Source organism: Algoriphagus boritolerans DSM 17298 = JCM 18970 (assembly GCF_900108085.1).
Classification (GTDB): domain Bacteria; phylum Bacteroidota; class Bacteroidia; order Cytophagales; family Cyclobacteriaceae; genus Algoriphagus; species Algoriphagus boritolerans.
On sequence record NZ_FNVR01000001.1, the window covers coordinates 288,907 to 310,798 of the forward strand.

The 21,892-nt window shown below is 43.7% G+C and carries 17 protein-coding genes; 8 read left to right on the forward strand and 9 right to left on the reverse strand.

Translation table 11 applies throughout. The features are described from left to right. Nucleotides 1-122: 122 nt before the first annotated feature. The 4 genes from C4S61_RS01255 (at nt 123) to C4S61_RS01270 (ending at nt 6,762) form a co-directional block, all read left to right on the forward strand. Nucleotides 123-935 (forward strand): SDR family oxidoreductase, encoded by an 813-nt coding sequence (locus C4S61_RS01255; protein ID WP_103923154.1) that lies wholly within the window; start codon nt 123-125, stop codon nt 933-935. Then, nucleotides 936-4,826 (forward strand): AAA domain-containing protein, encoded by a 3,891-nt coding sequence (locus C4S61_RS01260; RefSeq protein WP_103922978.1) that lies wholly within the window; start codon nt 936-938, stop codon nt 4,824-4,826. It begins immediately after the preceding gene. Nucleotides 4,827-5,125: 299 nt separating this feature from the next. After that, on the forward strand, nt 5,126-5,467 hold the full coding sequence (locus C4S61_RS01265) for a helix-turn-helix domain-containing protein (RefSeq protein WP_103922979.1): 342 nt from the start codon (nt 5,126-5,128) through the stop codon (nt 5,465-5,467). Continuing rightward, nucleotides 5,461-6,762: a type II toxin-antitoxin system HipA family toxin gene (locus C4S61_RS01270; protein WP_103922980.1), complete on the forward strand. Its 1,302-nt coding sequence runs from the start codon at nt 5,461-5,463 to the stop codon at nt 6,760-6,762. The genes C4S61_RS01265 and C4S61_RS01270 overlap by 7 nt, the downstream gene beginning before the upstream one ends. Nucleotides 6,763-6,818: 56 nt before the next feature. Here the strand turns inward: C4S61_RS01270 and C4S61_RS01275 are convergent, their stop codons facing one another. Continuing rightward, on the reverse strand, nt 6,819-7,589 hold the full coding sequence (locus C4S61_RS01275; RefSeq protein ID WP_103922981.1) for a YdcF family protein: 771 nt from the start codon (nt 7,587-7,589) through the stop codon (nt 6,819-6,821). A 180-nt stretch (nt 7,590-7,769) separates the two neighbouring features. On the opposite strand from C4S61_RS01275, the gene C4S61_RS01280 reads away from it, so the two are divergent. The 4 genes from C4S61_RS01280 to C4S61_RS01295 all read left to right on the forward strand — a co-directional run bounded on the left by C4S61_RS01280 (nt 7,770) and on the right by C4S61_RS01295 (nt 12,520). Beyond that, nucleotides 7,770-8,177 carry a nucleotidyltransferase substrate binding protein gene (locus C4S61_RS01280; RefSeq protein ID WP_103923155.1) on the forward strand — a complete coding sequence of 136 codons (408 nt, stop codon included), beginning with the start codon at nt 7,770-7,772 and terminating at the stop codon, nt 8,175-8,177. Next, nucleotides 8,177-8,494, forward strand: a complete 318-nt coding sequence (locus C4S61_RS01285; protein WP_103922982.1) for a nucleotidyltransferase family protein — start codon at nt 8,177-8,179, stop codon at nt 8,492-8,494. The genes C4S61_RS01280 and C4S61_RS01285 overlap by 1 nt, the downstream gene beginning before the upstream one ends. A 227-nt stretch (nt 8,495-8,721) precedes the next feature. After that, entirely contained in the window at nt 8,722-9,357 is a 636-nt protein-coding gene (locus C4S61_RS01290; RefSeq protein ID WP_103923156.1) for a Uma2 family endonuclease, read from the forward strand. Nucleotides 9,358-9,577: 220 nt separating this feature from the next. Beyond that, nucleotides 9,578-12,520, forward strand: coding sequence for an FAD-binding and (Fe-S)-binding domain-containing protein (locus C4S61_RS01295; protein WP_103922983.1), 2,943 nt, complete (start codon nt 9,578-9,580; stop codon nt 12,518-12,520). 74 nt (nt 12,521-12,594) lie between these two features. Here C4S61_RS01295 and C4S61_RS01300 read toward each other — a convergent pair whose 3' ends face one another. From C4S61_RS01300 to C4S61_RS01340, 8 genes are all read right to left on the reverse strand, one after another. Next, a complete protein-coding gene (locus tag C4S61_RS01300) occupies nt 12,595-13,008 on the reverse strand; it encodes a type II toxin-antitoxin system VapC family toxin (RefSeq protein WP_103922984.1) in 414 nt (137 codons plus the stop codon). Next, on the reverse strand, nt 12,992-13,264 hold the full coding sequence (locus tag C4S61_RS01305) for a DUF6364 family protein (protein ID WP_103923157.1): 273 nt from the start codon (nt 13,262-13,264) through the stop codon (nt 12,992-12,994). Before C4S61_RS01305 ends, C4S61_RS01300 begins: the two co-directional genes overlap by 17 nt. A gap of 194 nt (nt 13,265-13,458) precedes the next feature. Continuing rightward, entirely contained in the window at nt 13,459-14,271 is an 813-nt protein-coding gene (locus C4S61_RS01310) for a ferritin-like domain-containing protein (protein WP_103922985.1), read from the reverse strand. An 18-nt stretch (nt 14,272-14,289) separates the two neighbouring features. Then, entirely contained in the window at nt 14,290-15,027 is a 738-nt protein-coding gene (locus tag C4S61_RS01315) for a ferritin-like domain-containing protein (protein WP_103922986.1), read from the reverse strand. A gap of 676 nt (nt 15,028-15,703) precedes the next feature. Further along, entirely contained in the window at nt 15,704-18,223 is a 2,520-nt protein-coding gene (priA, locus tag C4S61_RS01325; protein ID WP_103923158.1) for a replication restart helicase PriA, read from the reverse strand. Between the two features lie 4 nt (nt 18,224-18,227). Continuing rightward, complete coding sequence (locus tag C4S61_RS01330; protein WP_103923159.1) at nt 18,228-20,252, reverse strand: thioredoxin domain-containing protein; 2,025 nt, start codon at nt 20,250-20,252, stop codon at nt 18,228-18,230. Nucleotides 20,253-20,321: 69 nt separating this feature from the next. Further along, on the reverse strand, nt 20,322-21,308 hold the full coding sequence (locus C4S61_RS01335) for a GSCFA domain-containing protein (RefSeq protein ID WP_103922988.1): 987 nt from the start codon (nt 21,306-21,308) through the stop codon (nt 20,322-20,324). Between the two features lie 150 nt (nt 21,309-21,458). Beyond that, complete coding sequence (locus C4S61_RS01340) at nt 21,459-21,890, reverse strand: DUF1801 domain-containing protein (RefSeq protein ID WP_103922989.1); 432 nt, start codon at nt 21,888-21,890, stop codon at nt 21,459-21,461. Nucleotides 21,891-21,892 lie beyond the last annotated feature (2 nt).

Consider the following 21,892-nt stretch of genomic DNA (forward strand, 5'->3'; position numbering starts at 1 on the left):
TTAGGGAAAAAAGGGGATTCGAACTTTGGGGTTCTAAAATCCATAGGTTCAATTTGGATTGGCTCCCTTTTTTCAACTCTTTAAGCTTTCATTTTTCTATCTTTACTTCCGAAAATAGACCCATGAAGTTTAAAGACAAAGTCGTGATCGTCACTGGGGCCACTTCGGGAATCGGGGAGGCCTGCGCAGTTATTTTTGGAAAACAAGGTGCCAAAGTCGTCATTACCGGACGGAACAAAGAGAAACTTGACTTAAGTTCAAATCGACTTAAAAGTCTTGGAATCGAAGTTTTGGCTATTCTGGCAGATGCAACATCAGAAGCAGACAATAAATTAATTGCTGAAAAAACACTTTCGGTCTTTGGCCGGATTGACATTTTGATTAACAATGCAGGGATCTCCATGCGGGCTTTGTTTCAAGAGTTAGATTTGGAAGTCTTTCGGAAAGTGATGGATACTAACTTCTGGGGTACGGTCTACGCCACGAAGTTTTGCCTGCCTGCTATCCTTGAATCCAAAGGCTCGATCATTGGTATTTCTTCGATCAATGGCTACCGGGGCACTCCTGCCAGGACAGCCTACACCGCGAGCAAATATGCGATGAATGGTTTTTTTGAGTCCCTCCGCACAGAAGTGATGAATCAGGGCGTGCACGTGATGGTGGTGGCACCCGGATTTACAGCATCCAATATTAGAAATAGTGCCTTGACTGCACATGGAGAGATCCAGGGCGAATCCCCTCGGGACGAAGCTAAAATGATGACTGCTGAACAGGTCGCTGAAGAAATACTGAATGCTACCCTGAAGCGCAAGCGGGATATGGTACTCACTACGCAAGGCAAACTTGCGGTCTTTCTGAACAAATGGATCCCCGGCTATATGGACGGCCTCGTCTATCGGGAAATGGCTAAGGAAAAAGATTCACCATTAAAGTAAATGGGCGAATCGGTCTTTCAGAACTATATCAATCGGTTGACTGATCTATCCTCCAGGAATAGATCGCTGTATTTACCCAAAATTGATGGTACAGGAAAGATAGACTTGCGTGAATTTGAATTTCTCAATGATGAGCCGGCTTTTGAACTACTCCGAAAAATAATTCAGGGGAAAAAACAATTTCCCTTGATTCCCGAAGTGGATCCCCGAATGGGCGAGACTAATCAACTTTCCAAAAAACTGGCTCGCTTGGCATTCAGAGATCAATTGGTTCAAGAAGAAACGGGAAGTAAAAGCTTGTTTTTTGCTTGGCCTTTTGTAGAAGGTAAGTTGATCAATGGACAAGTGATTCGAGCACCAATATTGGTTATTCCGATTCAGCTGAAACGAGAAAAAGCCTTTTGGTGGCTTGGGGTGACCGATTCCTGGCAGTGGAATCCGGCCTTTATTTTGGCCTACCGACACGCTTATCGCAAGGAAATTGACGAAGAAGAACTTCAAAAGGAATTGGAAAACCTTTCGGATGATCCTCTTGAATTCCGAACTCAGCTAAATCGGGTTTTGGAAGAAAATTTTCAGATTCAATTGAGTTCCTCCATTTATGAGGATCAGGTTGCACTTTTTCCCTCTTCCCGCATGGATCTCGATCAAGCACGATTTCATGAAGGGAAAATCAGTCTCAAGACCTACTCAGTTCTGGGGCAGTTTGTACAAAATGGAAACTTCTTGTCAAGGGAATACGAGGAATTGAAAGCCTCACAGGAATACGAATCGCTTGAAGATTTGTTTGTGCGGTATTTTGCCTCCGCTGAAAATGAAACTGTTCCCCGGGAAGAGCAGCTGTTTCCGATTTTTCCTCTCGATGCTTCTCAGGAAAATGCCCTGCTGAAAGTAAGGCAGGGAAAAAGCCTGGTCATAGAAGGTCCTCCGGGTACAGGTAAGTCGCAATTGATTGCCAACTTGGTTTCGGACTTCATCGCCAGAGGCAAAAAAGTCTTGGTCGTTTCCCAGAAGCGGGCTGCATTGGACGTGGTTTTTGAGCGAATGGAAAATGCTGGTTTTGGGGATTTTTTGGGGTTGGTACATGACTATCGGGCGGATCATCTGATCCTATTTGAGAAAATCAAGAAACAAATCCTATCCATTGAGTCCTATCAGGAGCAAAACCGTGGAATTGATTCCATTCAGCTTGAGCGGGAAATTTCACGGCTATCCTCAACTATTTCCCGTCTTTCGGGAAAGTTTGAAGCCTTCAGAAAGGAATTGTTCAATGATCAGTATGCGGGAATTCCCATTAAGGCACTTTATCTGAATCCAAATGTCGGAAGTCCGGCAGTACAGGATTCCGGTCGTTTGCTCAGGCAGAATTATCGGCAATCCCTTGATTTTGAGCGAAATTTCAGTGTTTTTCATTCCTATAATCAAAAATATAAAGACACCTTCTGGGCCAGCCGTCCATCCTTCAGCGGAATAAATCCGATGGATTTCCAAAGAATCAGTCAGAGCTTGAATGAAATAGAGGAATTCCGAAAATCCATTCCGGGAGGTTTTGATGAAAATCACTGGCTAGATTTTTCAGGTTCGATTCTGAATTCGAAAGCAGTGAATCACAAAATCTCAAAACTTCAGGAGGCAATAAATCAGATTCCCAGTGCTGAAATTCACTATCCTTTGATTTTCCAAGCCAAGGAGATCAAAAAATTGAATAAGATTCAAACTTGGATTGAGAAGGCCGATCATGTGCATTTAGAACTACGATTGAGTCTTTTTTCAGAAGTCACTCAACTTGAAAATCTGTCCTCCGAACTCAAGTTTTTGCTTCCAAAATCAGCTTCATTTTTGGGTAGACTCAGTGCAGTTTGGAGGAAGGGTAAGTTTCCGCTCTGCTTTCAGATTTTGGCTGAAAATGGCCTGAAATTCAATTTGGAATCCCTTTCGCTGATTGAGAAGGAAGTTCAAATTAGTATACAGCTGAGGAAAGAATACGAGACCTTACCGGTCCTGGAGGGGTTTGTTTGGGAATCTTTTTCACAGGAAAAGCTAAAATCACAACTTCGTCAGATTCGTTTGATTTTGGATTGGGAGCGAGCCTGGAGGGATCTTGCTGAGATTTGGGAGTTGACGGCTTGGCCAAGTTTGGATTTTTATTCTTTCAATGCTCAGCTGGCGAAAGTCGCGGCTTGGTCCAAGGGATTTGAGCGATCCTCACTGAATTGGAAGGCTTGGTTGAGTCCTGCTCAAATCCGTGAAGTTCTCAACTATGGTCTGCTGGGGCTTAGACTCGAAAATGAATTAAATCTGATTCAAACATTCAATGAGTTGACGGCATTTGATCGGTTTATTGATGAATGGGGATTGGAAAATTGGGAATTGGCGTCTACTATCGATCAGCAATTTCCTGATTTTAACTTGGAGCGTAAACTTTCCGCATTTCGAAATGGGTGGAATCTAGCCTGGATCGGGGAATTGGAGCGAAGGAATCCTTTGCTTGCGGAGGCCGGGAGTCTGAAGCTTTCCGGGGAAATGGAAGAGCTAAAGGCGGCTATTCTGGATAAGCGTAAGATTTCAAAACACATTGCCCAACTCCGGCTTCGTGAACAGGCTTGCATTCCTTTGGAATTCAATCGGCTTGGTAACCGGCTGACCTACCGTGAGCTTTTGCATCAAGTCAGTAAAAAGCGACAGCGATGGTCAATCCGTAAACTGGTAGAAGAATTAGATGTTGAGGTTTTCAGACTTTTGCCATGTTGGCTTGCCAGTCCTGAGACAGTTTCGGCTTTGTTTCCTTTGAAGCAGAATTTCGATTTGGTCATCTTTGATGAAGCATCGCAGTGTCCTGTCGAGCGTGGATTTCCTGCCATGCTTCGAGGCAAGCAAGTGGTGGTGGCTGGAGATTCGAAGCAATTACGACCCTCAGACTTTTATCAGATCAAATGGGAATCTGACGGAGAAGGCATGGAATATGAAGCCGAGTCGCTTTTGGAATTGGCGGGACATTTCTTCGAAAAACATCAACTCAAAGGCCATTATCGTTCTGAGGATCCGGTATTGATTCATTTTTCAAATTCACATTTTTATGAAAATAAATTGGAATATTTACCTGAATATCAGACGATAAAAGCTAAAAAATCACCTTTTTCCTGGGAAAAAATTGAAGGAATCTGGGAAAATCAAATGAATAAATCCGAAGCAGATGCGGTGGTGGAAAAAGTGAAGACTATCCTTGAGAAAAGTTCTGTGGATTCGATTGGGATCGTGACCGGCAATTATTTTCAGATGGAGTTGATCCGGGAAAAGCTTTGGAAATCCGGTGTCCAATCCGATAAGATCAAAGTTCGGAATATCGAAAATGTGCAGGGGGACGAGTTTGATCAGGTGATTCTTTCTTTGGGTTATGCAGCAAATCGGGAGGGTAAATTGGTTACGAATTTTGGATTGCTTGGGAAATCAGCTGCTGAGAATCGGCTGAACGTTGCGATCACGCGGGCTAGAAAAAAGATGCATGTGATCAGTTCTGTCGAGCCGGAGGATTTCCGACCCGGTCAGCTGAATAATCCCGGTTTGGCTTTGCTTCGGGAATTTTTGAGTTGGGTCAAATCTCAAAGCAAGGCTAGAACTGTTCCTGCCCCCGAAGTGGCTACTGATGGTTTTGAATTGGAATGGAGTCTGAAAAACCTACTTTTGGAACAGGATAAGCGTTTTTCCCTGCAAATTTCTTCCGGTATTATGGATTTGGTTAGGACCGATGAGCAAGATGAGCAATGTGCAATCTTGACCGATGATCAGCGCTTTTATGATTCACCTACCGCGAAAGCTGCGATGGCTTATCATCCGATTTTGTTGGAAGAGAAAGGCTGGAAATGGGAATGGAAGTGGAGCAGGCGATTTTAGAGTATCTGGATATTAGGCATAAGTATCAGAATTAAGAGACGAGATGCTAGAATTGAAATTTTTTAACGAATGATAAATCAATCATTATAATAATTTTCAACATTTAATGAATGAGAAACAACTCATTAAAATTTTGATTTAGAATATATTAAATCAAGCTTTGTCCTGGAAATTTTATTTCTAATAGCTAGCCTCTAATTTCTTGGCACTTGAGTCTTAATTCTCTCTAAAAACTAATTAAAGTTTGATTTGTCATTCATTAAGTGATATATTTGACTATAGTGAATGAATAAAGAGTCATGAATATAGCTCAGTTATCAGATATGGCCATTCTCCGGATGATCGGAGATTTTATCAAAAAGAAGCGAATGGACCTCAACAAGACTCAGGATGAGCTTTCTACGGAGGCGGGGATTAGTCGATCCACCCTGAGTCTACTTGAGCGTGGGGAGAAAGTCAATCTTATCACCTTGATTCAGGTATTGCGGGTTTTGGATGAGTTGCAGCTATTGGAAGTGTTTGAGGTGAGGCAGCAGATTCGTCCGCTCGATTACATTAAGCTTCAAAAAAAATACGAGCGGCAGCGAGTGAGGCACTCCGATATGGCTGCTGAGGATCCTATACCGCCTCTAGAATGGTAGTAGCAGCAGAAGTTTGGCTTTGGGAAAGGCTTGTCGGTGCGGTATTGTGGGATGATGGCGAGCAATTGGCGAGTTTTGAGTATGATCCCGGATTTTTGCGCTCAGGTTGGGATATTGCTCCGATTACCATGCCCTTGAGCCAAGGTAAAAGACTGCATACTTTTCCGGAGATCCGCAGAGGTCGGAGTGATGCTTTTGATACGTTTAGAGGACTGCCGGGGCTTTTGGCAGATATGCTCCCGGATAAATATGGGAATCAACTCATCAACGCCTGGCTTTCTCAAAATGGACGTCCAACGGATAGTCTGAATCCCGTAGAGCTGCTTTGCTTTATAGGAAAACGAGGGGTTGGCGCTTTGGAAATTAAGCCTTCTTTGCGAAGCGAGTCCGGTGTGGCCACCAATCTGGAAATAGACAGCTTGGTGCGCATGGCCAATAAGATTCTGAACGCCAAAGAAAGTTTCCAGACTGACTTATCCAAGGAAGAGGAGGAAGCATTGGCGGATATTTTAAAGATCGGAACTTCCGCAGGCGGGGCCCGTGCCAAGGCAGTGATTGCTTTCAATCCTGAAACTGGAGAGGTCAAAAGTGGTCAGATTGAAGCTCCTGTAGGTTTTTCACATTGGCTGATCAAGTTTGACGGGGTCACGGACAGTCAGTTCGGTGCTTCGGTGGGCTATGGTCGGGTGGAGATGGCGTATTATCTCATGGCTTTAGATGCTGGAATTCAGATGAATGAATGTCGGATTTTGGAGGAAAACGGTCGGGCGCACTTTATGACTAAGCGATTTGACCGAACAGATCAAGGCGGAAAAATCCACATGCAGAGCTTATGCGGTTTGCGGCATTTTGACTTCAATCAGGTGGGAGTCTACAGTTATGAGCAGGTATTTGAGACGATGCGGATGCTTCGTTTATTCTATCCTGAAGCAGAGCAGCTATTTATTCGGATGGTCTTCAATGTTTTGGCGCGAAACTGTGACGATCACACCAAAAACTTTGCATTTCTGATGGATAGAAGCGGAAAATGGTCGCTTTCACCTGCCTATGATATATGCTATGCCTACCGTCCGGGAAGCTTGTGGGTGAGTTCTCAGTCCCTTCAGGTCAATGGAAAAAGAGATAAAATCACAGACGTGGATTTTTTGGAAGTGGCCCGAAAGATGAATATCAGGAAGCCTGAGGAAAAGATCGAGCAAGTCAAGTCCGCGATTCGACGATGGAAGGAATTTGCGGAAGAGGTGAAAGTCGATGCAAAACTCCGAGATTCGATTCAGGCTACACTTTTGGTTTAGTGTCTACCAACCTAGGCCTTGGAAGGTTTTCGAAACCTGCTAGATCAAAAAAGCCATTAAATATATCCGATCAACTTATAAGCGATGATTCCAATCCACTCTTTAAATAGTTTAGTCCAGTATTCCAGAGAATAGGGGTCTGGAAAGAGGAGGGAAGGGATATCGTACTTGATGTCATGGGAATAATAATCTGTAGGGAAAGTAACAGTTCTCAATCCAACTTTATCAAAGCAGCCTTTGGCCCGCTTCATGTGAAAGGCTGAGGTGATTAGCATAAATTCCTGATCGGTGGAGATTCTGTTTTTTTCTAAAAAATCACGGGTAAACTGGGCGTTTTGGGCCGTGTTTTTACTTTGATCCTCGATTAGTATGTCCGATTCCGGCATTCCGGTCATGATCAAAAATCGCTGAAGTAATTCAGCTTCGGACTGAGGATTGACGGGATTCAGTCCCTGACCGCCCGTGATGAGAATTTTTTTGATTTTGCCCATGCGGTAGAGCTGGAGGGCATGGGTGATGCGGTCTGCGCCCTTGTTGAAAAAAGTACGGTCCGTGGCAGTCTTGTTGAGATTGGTGACGCCTGTGAGTACGATCCCGATTTCATGGTTTTCGATTCCATCGAAAGACTTAAATTCAGGTTCCCAAGCCAAAAGCGCCAAATTAGATAGGAAAGGATTGGTGAAAAAGAGCAAAAGTGCAAGGCCAGTCCAAAGGCATTTTTTTCCCCATTTTCTCTTAAGAAAAATTATTCCCGATAAAATCAGGATCAACACGATCGTCAATGGCATGGCCAAAAAACTCAGAAACTGGGAGAGATAGAAGAACATGTATGTGATTTATTTTATTGACAAAAAAGGGTTTAAATGATCAATTTTCAAATTCAATTTCCAAAGTTCGAGGAGGTCGAGTTCCTTGACCATTGATCATTGAGTTTGGTCATTGCTAATTGAACACTGATTTTTCTCCCAAGGTATTTGTGGTAAATTGAATCATCTATTTAGATGATTATGGATAAGGATATTCGTTGGATTCAGCGTTTGGATAACTTTCAAAAGGCGATTAATCTGCTTGTGGAAGTAGAATTTATGGATTTGGCCGAACTTTCTCAATTGGAAAAAGAGGGGATTGTCCAGCGATTTGAATATAACTTGGAGTTAGGCTGGAAGACGCTGAAAGATAAAATGGAGTTTGATGGCTTAATTTTGGATCGTATTTCTCCAAAAGTAGGGGTAAAGGAAGCCTTTCAGGCTAAGTACATCGATCAGATTGAGGTTTGGCTGGAAATGATCAATGATCGGAACTTACTAAGTCATAGTTATGATCTGGAAACCTTTGAATCCGTTATTCCTGATATCCAGTCTGTTTATACACCTTTATTAGCCTCACTGGCAAAAAAACTTTCAGAAATTCACTAATGGAAACCTTTGGCCTAACCGATAAATCCTTCCAAATCCTTCTAGAGATTTTCAGGAATTACCCTACCATTTCTGAAGTAAAAGTCTATGGTTCGCGTGCCAAAGGAACCTACAGCGAACGTAGTGATCTGGATTTGGTGATCTTAGATGAGCTTGATCGAAAGACCTTGGGTGAAATCTGGATGGATATTAATTCGAGCGATTTTCCATTGACCGTAGATTTGCAAGTCTATGGGGAAATTAAAAATGAAAATCTTAAAAAGCAGATCCATCGTGTGGGGAAGATTTTTTATGTCGCCAAGGGTAATTTAGTTTAATAACTTATTTCAATTTAAGGGTCAGTTGGATCTTCCTTGATCATTGAGTTTGCACATTGATAATTGATCGTTTCTAAATTCTCAATAGTCAAATTCAATTTTCAATATTCAAGTGTGCCTAAACCAGACATTACATTAAAACATTCTCTTTTTTTCAAGACAAGTTTCTGAAAACCAATGGATTTATTACTTTGGGTTTTGGTATTGACAACTTTAAGTTTATGATAATGAAAGAATACCGCATTCCATCCAGAATCATTGATCCTGCCGATCGTGTCGAAGAACCGGATGTCAATGCCGGACCCTATTCTTATGCGGATTATTTGACTTGGCAATTTGAAGAAATGGTGGAGTTGATCCATGGAAAAATATTCAAAAAAGCCGCAGCTGCCCCTCGAAGAAGTCATCAAATGGTTTCCGGTATCCTGTTCAATAAGTTGTTTAATTTCCTGGAAGGAAAGAAATGCCATGTATATTTAGCACCTTTCGATGTTCGTTTCCCAAAGGAATCAAAGGCAGACAAGGATGTTTACAATGTAGTACAGCCTGATATTTCAGTCATTTGCGATTTGTCCAAATTGGATGTGCGAGGATGCATTGGCGCGCCGGATTTGGTGGTGGAAATCCTGTCTCCGGGCAACAGTCAAACAGAAATCCGCTATAAGTATGGGCTTTATGAAGAGTTTGGGGTAAAAGAATACTGGATTATTCACCCAATAGAATTTTCACTTTTCATTTATACTTTGAAAGATGGGAAATTCCAATCCTCCCGTCCATTTACTTCCGGTGACCTGATTACCTCCGAGGTTCTTCCAGGATTCCACCTTGATTTGAAGGATGTTTTTAGAGGATATGATTTCTGAGTTGGAAATTCAAAGATTCAGATATCAAATTCAATACTCACTTATCAAGAGGTCCTTCCTTGATCATTGAGTTTGCTCATTGATAATTGATCGTTTCTAAATTCTCAATTTTCAAATTCAATTTTCGATTATCATGTAGGTCTTGCCTGGAGCAATGTAAATTGAACATTTTAATTTCAATCTCATTTCTCTTATCAGCCTCATAAAGCTATTTTTGACCATGCTTTCAGATCACCCAAACCTATTGCCTTTATTGGAGCAACTTTCAATTCAATTGGATGGTACTCTTCAGTTTGATTCCCTGACCAAGACGCTTTATGCGACCGATGCTTCCGTCTATCGGGAGATGCCTTTGGCAGTCGCTTTCCCCAAGTCAGAATCAGATATCCAAAAATTGATTCATTTCGCTACCGAGCACAACACTTCTCTCATTCCCAGAACGGCAGGAACTTCTCTTGCCGGGCAATGTGTAGGTAACGGCATCGTGGTCGATGTCTCCAAGCACTTCACCCAAATCTTGGAATTCAACAAGGAAGAACGTTGGGTTCGTGTGCAGCCGGGCGTAGTGCGCGACGAACTCAACCGGTTCCTGAAGCCTCACGGCCTATTTTTCAGTCCGATTACTTCTACTGCCAACCGAGCGATGATCGGTGGGATGGTGGGAAATAACTCTTCAGGCACAACTTCCATCGTTTATGGTGTGACTCGGGACAAAGTAATTTCCCTCCATACGATACTCAGTGATGGGAATAAGGTCGTTTTTGGGGAAATCTCTCAGGATGAATTTGATCGAAAATGTGGGCAAAAGGATCTGGAGGGAATGCTCTACCGACAGGCTTTTGATGAATTGAACAATCCGGAGAATCGTGAAGAGATTCATGCCCAATTCCCCAAAAAGTCCATTCATCGCCGAAATACGGGTTATGCGGTGGATGAATTGCTAAAAGCGGAGCTTTTTGAAGGCAAAGAAAAATTCAATTTCTGTAAGCTTCTGACAGGTTCGGAGGGAACTTTGGCTTTCACGACAGAAATCAAAATCAGCCTCGATCCCCTTCCCGATCCGGTAGAGATCGTGGTGGCTGCCCATTTCGAAAGCATTCACGAAAGCATGAAATCTGCCCAAGTTGCCATGAAGCATCCTGCAACTGCGGTAGAACTGATGGATAAAATCATCCTCGACTGCACGAAGGAAAGCATCGAATACTCCAAAAACCGCTACTTCGTGGAGGGCGATCCGATGGCGATTTTGATGATTGAGTTTCGTGGCAAAACGCTGGAAGAAGCTATGGCAAAAGGGGAGGCACTAGTTGCTGACCTGCATGCGGCTGGTTATGGCTACGCCTATCCGATTATCGAACCTGCCAAGGTTGCATCTGCTTGGGCACTACGTGCGGCTGGTTTGGGTCTCTTGGGTAATATTCCGGGCGATCCCAAAGCAGTGGCTTGTATTGAAGACACGGCCGTAGATATTGAGGACTTGGCGGACTACATTGATGAGGTGGATGCGATGATGGAGGGCTTCAACCAAAAGCCAGTCCATTATGCACATGCGGGTGCTGGTGAAATTCACTTGCGGCCGATTTTGAATTTGAAGAAAGCCGAGGATGTCGAGGAGTTTTACCAGATTTCTTTGGCCTCGGCCAAGTTGGTAAAGAAGTATCAAGGTTCACTTTCCGGTGAACATGGAGACGGACGCGTTCGGGCTGCATTTATTCCGCTGATGGTTGGGGAGAAGAATTACGAACTTTTCCGCAGAATCAAATACACCTGGGATCCAAAAAACATCTTCAATCCCGGCAAGATCGTGGATGCCGCCCCGATGAATAAGTTTCTGCGCTATGAGCCGGAAATGAAAACACCGGAACACCAGACCGTTTTTGACTTTTCAGCAGCAGGTGGAATTCTTCGCTTGGCTGAAAAGTGCAATGGTTCAGGAGATTGTCGAAAACTTCCGGGTTCGGGCGGGACGATGTGCCCAAGCTTCATGGCCACCCGAAATGAGCGGGACACGACTCGTGGTCGGGCGAATACCTTGAGGGAATTCCTGACCATGGACAAGAAAGAAAATGCCTTTGACCATCCCGAGATCAAAGAAGCCATGGACCTTTGCCTGAGTTGCAAAGGCTGCACAGCCGAGTGTCCATCCAACGTGGACATGTCAAGCATGAAGGCTGAATTTCTTTATCAATACCAAAAAACGAACGGAGTGCCACTTCGCTCCAAGGCTTTTGCTTACATCAATGAATTGAATGAATTGGGTTCAATCGTTCCGGGAATCGCTAATTTCTTCCTTAGCAATTCCTTTACCGGAGGTCTGATGAAGTCATTTCTGAATGTAGCGCCAAGCCGGAATATACCTGAAATCAGCCCGATCAGTCTTCGAAAGTGGTACAAAAAGAACTACGCTTCCTTAGCGGGTCCTACGAAAACGATCAAGTCAGTGTACTTCTTCGTGGATGAATTCACCAATCACAACGATACCCATATCGGAATTAAGGCGATTTCACTGTTGAAAAAGTTAGGCTATGAGGTGAGGGTAGTGGATCACCAGGAAAGTGGGCGGTCCGCGCTTTCCAAGGGTTTACTGGAAAAAGCCAAAAAACATGCGGAAGCAAACGTACGGATTTTCGAGAAACTGATCGATGGCAATACGCCGCTGATTGGATTGGAACCTTCTGCGATATTAAGTTTCCGGGATGAATATCCGCGGATTGTCAGTCCAGATTTGGTGCCTGCGGCAAAGAAGCTCAAGTTTCATGTCAAGTTGATCGATGAGTTTCTGGGGCAGGAAGTAGCTGCCGGGAATATCAAAGCGGAATCCTTCACGGCTCAACCTCAAAAGATTAAACTTCACGGCCATTGTCATCAGAAGGCTTTGTCCTCACTGAATTGGACGCAAAAGCTGCTTTCGCTTCCCGTCAATTATTTGGTTGAAACCATTCCTAGTGGTTGCTGTGGGATGGCGGGAAGCTTTGGGTATGAAGCAGAGCATTTTGATGTTTCTCAGCAAATCGGGGAGTTGGTGCTGTTTCCGGCTGTGAGAAATGCAGAGGCGGAAACCATCATCGCAGCACCGGGCACTTCTTGCCGTCATCAGATTGCTGATGGGACTGGGCGAAAAGCCAAGCATCCGGTGGAGATTTTGTGGGAGGCCTTGAAATAAGATCAAATTGAAATTTGAAATTCGAGTCAAACTTCACTTGTTTTCCTGCTTCTCCGGAAGCTGGATTTTTCCTTTCAAAGCTTTTTCAAAAGCTGAATGGGTGTCAAAATGGGAAGTTGTGGCTTGGAGTGTTTTAAAAATTTCAGATCATTTGTTACAATCCCTTCCATTTCAGAATTGATAGCGATAAAATAGTGTATAGCATCTTCGATGTCGTCAAAATCTGATTCTACTGCGCTAAGCACCTCATATTTTGAGCTTTCCAAAAAGTCAAATCTTTTAGCAATTACTCCTGCAATCTGTTTGGTCACTTCCAAACCCTTTGCAAACTCGAGGTAGTAACAGCAAGTTTGGAGTACTGAAATCGAGATAAAACCATGAATCTTTCTTTCTTCAAGTTTTAGGAAAAATTCATTCAATCGACCTTGGTCTGGGCTTCTTTCCAGAAAAAAATCCAGAATCACATTCACATCAAAGAAGATCTTCATAGCCCCACTTTTTAGCCTTGGCTTTATAGTATTCATCTTTCCAATTCATTTCTTTGGGAAATTCAACCTTGGATTTCGGCAAAGACTTCATGTATTCTACTAAAGTCATCCCATTTGGAAGGGTGGGGCGAGTTTTGATTAAAGCCTCAAAGTGTTCCTGTACCAGGTTTGAGACACTTGTTTCATGCTGCTCGGCGTATTGTTTGATTTTGTTGAGCAGATTTTCTTCGATCGTGATGTTGAGCTTCTTTTTCATCTTATGCGTATGAATGCTCCAATGCACGTATAAATGGTTGAAAATGATGTTGTTCTTTCTCTTTTTGGAAAAGGAAATACTGTGGAAATCTGGTAGAAATACAGCCTTCGGCCAGAATAAAGATTTACTTAGGTTTAAAAACAAAAAATAGGGCCAATACTTTCGGATTGGCCCTCCTGCATTTGAAAACAGGTTTAACTTTCTGACGGTACAATAAACAAACCAGCGATGGTCAATACCTCATCGGTAGTCAATGGCTCGTCAAAACTTTCAGTAATTCCGTCTGAACCTATTGGTGTCACCGTAGTTACATTGACACCTCCTTGGATCAAATTATCCTCCCCGTCATATACTGCCTGAGTAGCCTCAGGCATACCCATTCCCCGTTCTGCCTGAGTGATCCAACCTTTCAAACCTCTCAATCTCCTGACTTCCGAAGCATGTCGGGCCTCCACTGAATGAATTTGAAGGGCTGCAGTTAATACCCCATTCTCTTCAATTAAATTTCCAGCCTGACCTTTGTATGCTCTTACTCCGGTATCCTCAAAGGCCTGAGCCAAAGCCAGAAATTGCTGATAATCCGTGAATGGAGAGAAGGCACCTCCGACTGTAAAATCAAAAGTGGGCTTGGCTACCGGGGTACCGCCATAGCTTTCGATTACTTTGATCAGAAATGCCACATGATCCACTTCGTGTTTCTCGATGGTTGCAAACACTGCGCTATCTCTACCGCCGGGAATAAGACCTGGCGTATTGATCCCGGTAGTGTAATATTCAGCCTCCAGGAATTCTAGTGTCAGTGCAAAATTAAGTACACCCAAAACTGTGGGAATATGTGCTGCTGATGCTTTCTGGATACTTGCTGCAAAGATGGCAGTTGGTATGGCTGCAAAGGCCACATTTTTTCCAATATTGGTGAGCTTTCTGAACGCTTCACGTCTGCTGGTAAAGGCATCAAGCTCTTCGGTCTTGACACCATACATATTGAGAACTTCAAATATTTTCATGTCTTTCTTATTTTTTGATTAGGAGGTTGGAAGTTGATTTGCGATGATTTTATTGACGATAAAAGGTGAGGCCGCCTCAAGGACCTGAGCAGGTGAAAATGCCCTGTCTAATCCATTTACATCATCAACTACGTCTGATCCGGCAAAAGACGTGAAGTCAGCATCAAAAATGCTTCTGATCGCTGCGGCATGGCGTGCTTCGACGGAGACAATCTTTCCTGCAATCAGCAATAAATCAGCGCTTACAAGTAACTGACCCGCGCCATTGTAAGCTGCTACTCCCAAATCCTCGAAGGTTTTGGCAGTCGAAAGCACACTTGCTCTGTCGTTGAAGTCGACCGAGCTCAAATCAAATGTGAGGTCAATGATGGCGTCCTTGCCTAAGGCAGCTTTGAGAAAATCGCGGTGAGCTACCTCATGGTTGCGTAGGTCCTCCATGATCGTCATTTCCTCTTCGGATATGCCTGAATAGGGATTTGCCACCACAGCCAAATAGAATGCTGCCTCTAACTGCTCCAGGGTGTAGGCATAATTGAGCACGCCGATGTCTCCTTTTCCCAAAGGAACTGCACGCTGATCAGATGCAAGGGGAGCTTGGCGCCCATTTGGTAAGAAGTCAGAAACTTCCTGGCAACCTGCCATAATTAATCCGGTGGCAGCCAATGTAGCTCCTCCGAACTTCAGAAAATCCCGGCGATTTCCATTGTACTGGATTTCGGTGCTGTTTTCTGCTTTCGATTGTTTTGTTTGGGACATGTGATTTTTGGGTTTTGGTTTATAAATTAATTAACCATTAGACAGCTCAATACATTGCCTAAAAATTAAATAGGAAAGAAATGTCAATTCTCAGACTATATATTAAACTACACTAATGCTTTCCCAAATCAGAAAAATACCAATCACAGCCAGTTGGAATCGCAAAAACAGGAATTTTATTAAAGAATAAAATCCACTAATCGATATCTAAAAAGGCTTTTCCCATATACGAAGTGCATTTTTAAAGTGGATTTATCAGATTGGAAAAAAATTGGAATTTTTCGGGTTTTAATTTTTCAAAGTGATTGGGGAAGCAGAAATTAAAAAAAAATGAGGTAATTGGTGGGACAATTCCTGTTAATAAGGAAAATTATCGTGACGGTGAAAAGTAGGAAGAGACTAGGTAAAAATACAATTGAAACACAGCCTTTGGAGAAAAAATCCAATGGTACTACTTTTCGAGGTTTGGATTCTCTTTTGCGAACCTTTAGCATTTTATTTATGCATGGATTGCATATTCCGAGTGGCGGGAAATCCCTAAAAACCCAACTATTCAAGGAAAAAAATCCCGTTATCCTGCTTCTCCGGAAGCAGGATTTTTTGTTCGTAATTTACAGCTCCGCCTTAAACAAGAAAATTGGCGGTCACATTTTCAGATAAAAATCCGAAAATCAAATCAACTTGGATCCACATCCACGATCCACCTCACGGATCGGAATTCTGGGCGAGATTGGAGTTCTTCTTGGATTTTGGCCAAACTTTCCTTAAAAACGCTTTGGGTATTGCCGCTTCGGTCCAGTTTGATCAGGCTTTCAAACTGAAATTGATTCTTGATTCGGGCAATAATTCCTTTTTCCGGGCCGAGGACGATCTTTTTCACCGCAATATTCGCCATCTCCCGATGCAGGGCATGGGCGGCTTTTTCGGAGACTTTGAAGTCGGCATGCCTGGTGGTGATTTTTACCAGCTTGACATAAGGAGGATAGTAAAACTTCTTACGGTCCATCATTTCCTGACGGAAAAACTCGAAGTAATCGCCCTTAATTACTTTCTTATACAAGTCATTATTCGGGTTTCTACTTTGGATGATCACCTGACCCTGCACTTCTCTGCGCCCGGCACGACCAGCCACTTGAGTGATCTGCTGAAAAGCGCGTTCCCCAGATCGGAAATCCGGAAAATTCAAAATTCGATCTCCATCCCATATCCCCACCACAGTCACTTTACCAAAATCCAAGCCTTTGGTAATCATTTGCGTTCCCACCAAAATATCAATCTGCCCAGCTCCAAACTCATCCAGAAGACGCTGGTACCCATATTTGTTTCGGGTTGTATCGAGGTCCATTCTGCCCATTCGAGCCTCCGGGAAAAGTAAACTCAGCGATTCCTCGATTCGCTCCGTGCCCATTCCCATCGTCGTCAATTGCGTACTTCCACAAGCAGGGCAGGATTGAGGCACTTTTTCCTTATAACCACAGTAATGGCAGCGCATTTCCCCGGCAAACTGATGATAGGTCAAACTCACGTCGCATTGTACACACTGCCCCGTCCAGCCGCAGTCTTCACACTGAATGTAAGGGGAGTAGCCCCGGCGATTTTGGAAGATCAACACCTGCTCCTGCTTGTCCAATGCTGCTTGGATTTTCTCCCGCATCATGCGGGTGGAGTCCAGTTTGAGCAAGTTTTTCTTTCGATCTTCAGCCAAATCGGCCAAGTGATATTGTGGCATCGTGGCATCTCCGAAGCGATGGGTGATTTCCACATAGCCGTATTTTCCCTGATTGGCATTGAAATAGGACTCGAAGGACGGAGTCGCCGAACCTAAAAGTGTCTTGGCCTGATGAAAATAAGCCAACATCGTCGCCGCATCCCGGGCATGAAACCTCGGTGCCGGATCAAATTGCTTGTAACTGGGCTCGTGTTCCTCATCAATGATAATCATCCCCAGACTGTCAAATGGCAGGAAAATCGATGAACGGACACCGACTACGAATGAAAACCTTCCGCTTAAAACGCCATTCCAAACCTCAACTCGCTCATTGTCGGAATATTTGGAATGGTAGACACCCATTTGGGAGCCAAAGACTTTTTTCAGCCGACTCACAATCTGCGTGGTCAGTGCGATTTCGGGTAAAAGTAACAGCACCTGCGAACCGCTGTCCATCACTTCCCGGATGAGTTGAATGTAAATTTCCGTCTTGCCGCTACCGGTCACTCCATGCAAAAGAACAGTTTGTTTGGTTTCAAAATGGGTTTTGATTTCCTCAAAAGCGGTCTGTTGCGTGGTTGACAGAATGGCCGGTTCTTTTTCAGGTTCTTCCTCAGGAAGTCGGTTTACTACAACTTTGAAGGACTCGAAAATTCCGTTTTTGATCAGGGTTTTGAGCGAACTTTCAGAATCGCCTTCTTCCAGTAGCCTAGCTTTATCCACGCCCTTTTCATTCAGCTGTGGCTTTTGGAATACAGGAATGTCTCGCAGATATTTCAGCAGAATGGATTCCTGTTTGGGTTTGCCCTGAACCCCCTCAAAAATTGTCTCCAAAGCAATTTTATTTGAAGCAATATCACCAGTCAGTCGAATTCTGGTCTCAATTTTTGGCGTATATTTTTCCAAAACTTTCTCATAAATGAGAATGGCTTCTTTAGCGACAAGACTTTTCAAGATCGGGTGAATGGTCTTTACACCAAGGATCTTTTCGCAGTCTTCGTAGCTGATTTCCTCAGTTTTCTCCAAGGCTTCCAGGATCTTTTCCTCCCGAAAATCGAGTGGATATTTGCTTTCCTCCCGGTCAAAATTCGGGTTGAGCTGAATCTTACTTTCGCTCGAAAGCCGCAAACCCGAGGGAATGGCGGCATGCATCACTTCCCCGATATAGCAGCAATAATACTCTGCCATCCACACCCAAAAGCGGATTTGGAGCGGATTGACGCTGGGTTCGATATCGAGCACATCCAAAATCGGCTTGGATTCATAGGCCTGTGGAGGCTTGTTGTGCACCTTGCCGATGATGCCGGTCAGGACTTTCTTCTTGCCAAACTGCACCATTACCCTGGAGCCAATTTGAATCTGGGGTTTCAGAATTGACGGGATTTTGTAGGTGAACATTCTCGGAATAGGTACGGGCAGAATGATATCGGCGAAGTTATTTCCGCTGTCTTTTCCTAAAAATTCATGATCTCCAAACAGACTTTCCACCAAATCAGGCTAAATAGGGTAATTGAGATGCTGCTTCCTCCAAGGTGCTCACCGGCTTTTGGCAGGCATGATCGAAGCAAACATAAATTAACGCATTTCCACTTGAATCGGGTGTTTTACCCTGAAGAATTGGGGCAGTTTGTGTCGGAATTTCTGACCATCCGACGATTAAATTCGGGAAATAGGCCGATTGAATTTCGCGGGCTTTTAGTTTCGCTCCTTGTCCCACGATTCCGATTTCGGCAGTAGGGATCAAGCTTTCCAAATAGAAATGTGCCCAATTGCAAAGAAAACCCGGTTCTTTGAGGATCAACTCTTTCATGCCGCCAAGCATTTTTGAGGCTATTTCCGAATATTTTTTTTGATAGGTGAAAAGTGAAAGTCGGTGAAGGTTTCGGGCCATGATGGAATTTGACACGGGAATTACATTGTCAAAAAGCTCCTTTTTATTGGCAATGAGTTTTTCAGCTTTGGGGTTGTTGAAAAAGAAAAAGCCATCAGTTTCATCGTAGAATTCCGCGATGCAGAAGTCTGCCAATTGCTGCGCAAAGTCCAGCCACTCGCACTTGCCACTTGCCTCAAATCCCATCAAACTCGCGCGAATCAAAGCTGAATAATCTTCGAGAAATGCAGGAGTGTAGGCTTGACCATTTTTATAAACACGATGCAAAACTCCGTCAACCATCATTTTTTCCTTTAAGAAATTGAGGTTTTTCAAAGCCAATTCAAGCATCCGTTTTTCTCCTGTGGCATAAAAAGCCTGAATCAAACCGGCTGACATCAGACCATTCCAACCTGCCAAGATTTTATCGTCTTTCCCGGGATAGATGCGTTGATTTCGCACTTGGAGCAGTTGTGCTTTGACTTGGTTGAGTTTTTCGAAAAGGACTTCTTCAGTCATTCCAAACTCACCGGCAACTTCGGAATAGCTTCTTGTCTGGAAGAGAATATTGCCTTCCTCTTCCCAATTTCCACTGGGCTTGAGGTTGTAAAGTTTACTTAGCCAAGGCATTTCATCCGGGATAATTTCAGCTAATTCAGCATGAGTCCAGGTATAAAATTTCCCCTCAAGGCCTTCGCTGTCTGCATCCTGTGCAGCGTGAAATCCACCGTCTTCCTGAAGCATTTCAGCCTCCAGCCAATTGACCGTTTCAGTTACTTTTTCAAGGAAAAATGAGTCTTTGCTCACTTGATAGGCTTTTGCATATAGATCAAGAAGCTGCCCGTTGTCATAGAGCATCTTTTCAAAATGCGGTGCAAACCATTCACCATCCACAGAATAGCGCGCAAATCCCCCACGGAGCTGATCGTAGATCCCACCCATTCCGATCTTCCGAAGGGTGAAAAAGACCTTTGCTTTAAGATCTTCATTTTTGCTTAGCAAGGCATAATCCAGCAAAAAATCCCAAATCGCCGGCATCGGAAATTTGGGAATCCGGTTCATTCCGCCCCATTCCGGGTCAAACTGCGCACTGAGTTTGGCGACAATTTCCACCAAATCATCTGCCTCCAATTCTGGATTACCAGCCGAAATTCCGTATTTATCGGTTTCTTTTCGATTCAGACTTCGTCCAAAACCTTCGGCACTCTCCGCCAACTGATCGGCATGTTTGGCATAAGCGTCGGCGATATTGGCTAGGAGTTGCTTCCATTTCAGATTTGGAAAATAGGTGCCGCCATAAAAGGGTTTCTGGTTTGGCATCAGGAATACATTCAGTGGCCAACCTCCCTGAAGGCCCATCGCCTGTACCGCATCCATGTAGATGTTGTCAATATCCGGACGCTCTTCCCGGTCGATTTTAATGCAGACGAAGTGTTCATTCATCAGATCGGCAGTCACCTGATCTTCAAAACTTTCCCGCTCCATCACATGACACCAATGGCAGGCCGAGTAGCCTATAGAGACTAGGATGGGCTTGTTCTCAACTTCGGCCTTCCTCAGCGCTTCAGCTCCCCAAGGAAACCAATCCACAGGATTATGGGCGTGCTGAAGGAGGTAGGGGGATTGGGAATGTTGGAGACGGTTCATTTTATTGAAAAATTTGAATATTGAAAGATTTGAAAATTGATTGATAGTTGGTTTGGCCAACTCCCCCTTTTAAAGGGGGTTAGGGGGATTTATTTTTCCAGAAATGAATTCTATTTCCCTTGAAAAATCAAATTCTCCGTCCAATCGTTCCAGTTTGATGAGTAGGTTTTGAAGGAATTTCTGATGAGAAGTGCTCTCTGGATTGAAAGGTCGATGGGCAAGTTCGAGTTGCACTTTTTGGATTTCTGTGACTTTGGATTGGGTTTCTGAGGAAAAAATGCACGATTTCCACTTTTCCCAAATGTAGTTTTCTGCCTCTTCTGTGGGATGGATTCGGTCCGGTTTATAGAAGCGATAATCCCGCAGTTCGTCCATCATAATTTCATAGGCTGGAAAATAACTGACGGATTCCATTCGTCTTTCCAAATTGGAGCAAAGCACCCGAAGCATACTTTTGCTCAGCTGATTCTCCGGAATTCCGTCCTTGAGGTGACGGACGGGACTGAGCGTTAAGATGATTTTTAAATGAGGATAAACTCTGGAGAAATTATCCAAAACACTCCAAAGCCCCATTTCCATCTCTTGCAGTGGCGATAGCGATTTTTTAAACAGTTTCAGAGGCTGCTTGTGGCAGTTGGCAACTTTGCCGAAGGATTCGTGCTCGTAAATCCAGGCAGTGCCCAAAGTCAAAATCAGGTGGGTTCCTTCTTCGAGGTAAGTTTTGGTCAGCTTTAATCGCTGATCGTATTTTTCTTTCAGTTCCTTCGCTGACTTTCCCACCACATCCGAATGGGTGGAATAATGAAGGAAAAGACCTTCCATTTCCAGGATGCCTTCTTTATCCAGGGGATCATTGAACAGTGCATGATCGAGCAGATCCGCCAAATTGTGTGGATGAAAGATCGTCCCAAATGGATTGACCAAGACATCAAATTTGGCATCTTTCATCTTTTGACCAATCGTATGCGCAAAGCAGGAACCCAAGCTCAGGATTTTTGATTTGTGGGATATTGGATGGTCTGAAGCCGGGATTTCGAAGGGTGTGAACCAGTTCATGATTTGAAGTTAAGGATTCCGAAAAGTTGATTCAGGATTTTATTTTATTAATAAGCTCCCACCGAGCTGTTTGTAGCAGGCATGTTTACCTAGAAAATAATTCAGACCTGCCAGGTTTTCAAAACCTGGCAGGTCTTTTTTATGGTAAGTCTATGCTTTCGGAAGCGGATATTTTTCCTTCATAAAATCATACGATTCCTTGATTAGAATTCTTAACACATCCTCATTCAAGTGAGATAACTTATTGAAATAAATGCAGGATGCCCCGGTTTTGTGCTTGCCAAGATTGGCCATGAGCGAGTCAAATTTATTTTCCATACAGCCAAGGAGGTACAGTGACATGGAAGCTTTTCGGGGAGCAAAACCCGCGATTAGAAACTCACCTTTTCTTCCGCTTTCGTAGTGGTAATGGTACTTTCCAAATCCTACGATGGAATCTCCCCACATTACCGCTTTTTCTCCGGTGACTTCTTCCATGATTTTTTTGAGGGAAAAAGAATCGGCACGTTTTTGAGGATGTTCAGTAGAATTGAGGAAATCATCCACCGAAGCATCGGTTGGTTGGGTTTTGTTTTCTGGCATGC

Bases quoted from the DNA above. Each gene is read 5' to 3' on its own strand.
- C4S61_RS01275 (WP_103922981.1), bottom strand. From the start codon at position 7,589: ATGTTCTTCTATCTCTCCCAGTTTCTGAGTTTTTTGGCCATGCCATTG.
- C4S61_RS01315 (WP_103922986.1), bottom strand. From the start codon at position 15,027: ATGTCCCAAACAAAACAATCGAAAGCAGAAAACAGCACCGAAATCCAG.
- C4S61_RS01335 (WP_103922988.1), bottom strand. From the start codon at position 21,308: ATGAACTGGTTCACACCCTTCGAAATCCCGGCTTCAGACCATCCAATA.
- C4S61_RS01305 (WP_103923157.1), bottom strand. From the start codon at position 13,264: ATGAAAAAGAAGCTCAACATCACGATCGAAGAAAATCTGCTCAACAAA.
- C4S61_RS01310 (WP_103922985.1), bottom strand. From the start codon at position 14,271: ATGAAAATATTTGAAGTTCTCAATATGTATGGTGTCAAGACCGAAGAG.
- C4S61_RS01330 (WP_103923159.1), bottom strand. From the start codon at position 20,252: ATGAACCGTCTCCAACATTCCCAATCCCCCTACCTCCTTCAGCACGCC.
- C4S61_RS01270 (WP_103922980.1), top strand. From the start codon at position 5,461: ATGGTAGTAGCAGCAGAAGTTTGGCTTTGGGAAAGGCTTGTCGGTGCG.
- C4S61_RS01265 (WP_103922979.1), top strand. From the start codon at position 5,126: ATGAATATAGCTCAGTTATCAGATATGGCCATTCTCCGGATGATCGGA.
- C4S61_RS01290 (WP_103923156.1), top strand. From the start codon at position 8,722: ATGAAAGAATACCGCATTCCATCCAGAATCATTGATCCTGCCGATCGT.
- C4S61_RS01300 (WP_103922984.1), bottom strand. From the start codon at position 13,008: ATGAAGATCTTCTTTGATGTGAATGTGATTCTGGATTTTTTTCTGGAA.
- C4S61_RS01255 (WP_103923154.1), top strand. From the start codon at position 123: ATGAAGTTTAAAGACAAAGTCGTGATCGTCACTGGGGCCACTTCGGGA.
- C4S61_RS01295 (WP_103922983.1), top strand. From the start codon at position 9,578: ATGCTTTCAGATCACCCAAACCTATTGCCTTTATTGGAGCAACTTTCA.
- C4S61_RS01260 (WP_103922978.1), top strand. From the start codon at position 936: ATGGGCGAATCGGTCTTTCAGAACTATATCAATCGGTTGACTGATCTA.
- C4S61_RS01280 (WP_103923155.1), top strand. From the start codon at position 7,770: ATGGATAAGGATATTCGTTGGATTCAGCGTTTGGATAACTTTCAAAAG.
- C4S61_RS01285 (WP_103922982.1), top strand. From the start codon at position 8,177: ATGGAAACCTTTGGCCTAACCGATAAATCCTTCCAAATCCTTCTAGAG.
- C4S61_RS01340 (WP_103922989.1), bottom strand. From the start codon at position 21,890: ATGCCAGAAAACAAAACCCAACCAACCGATGCTTCGGTGGATGATTTC.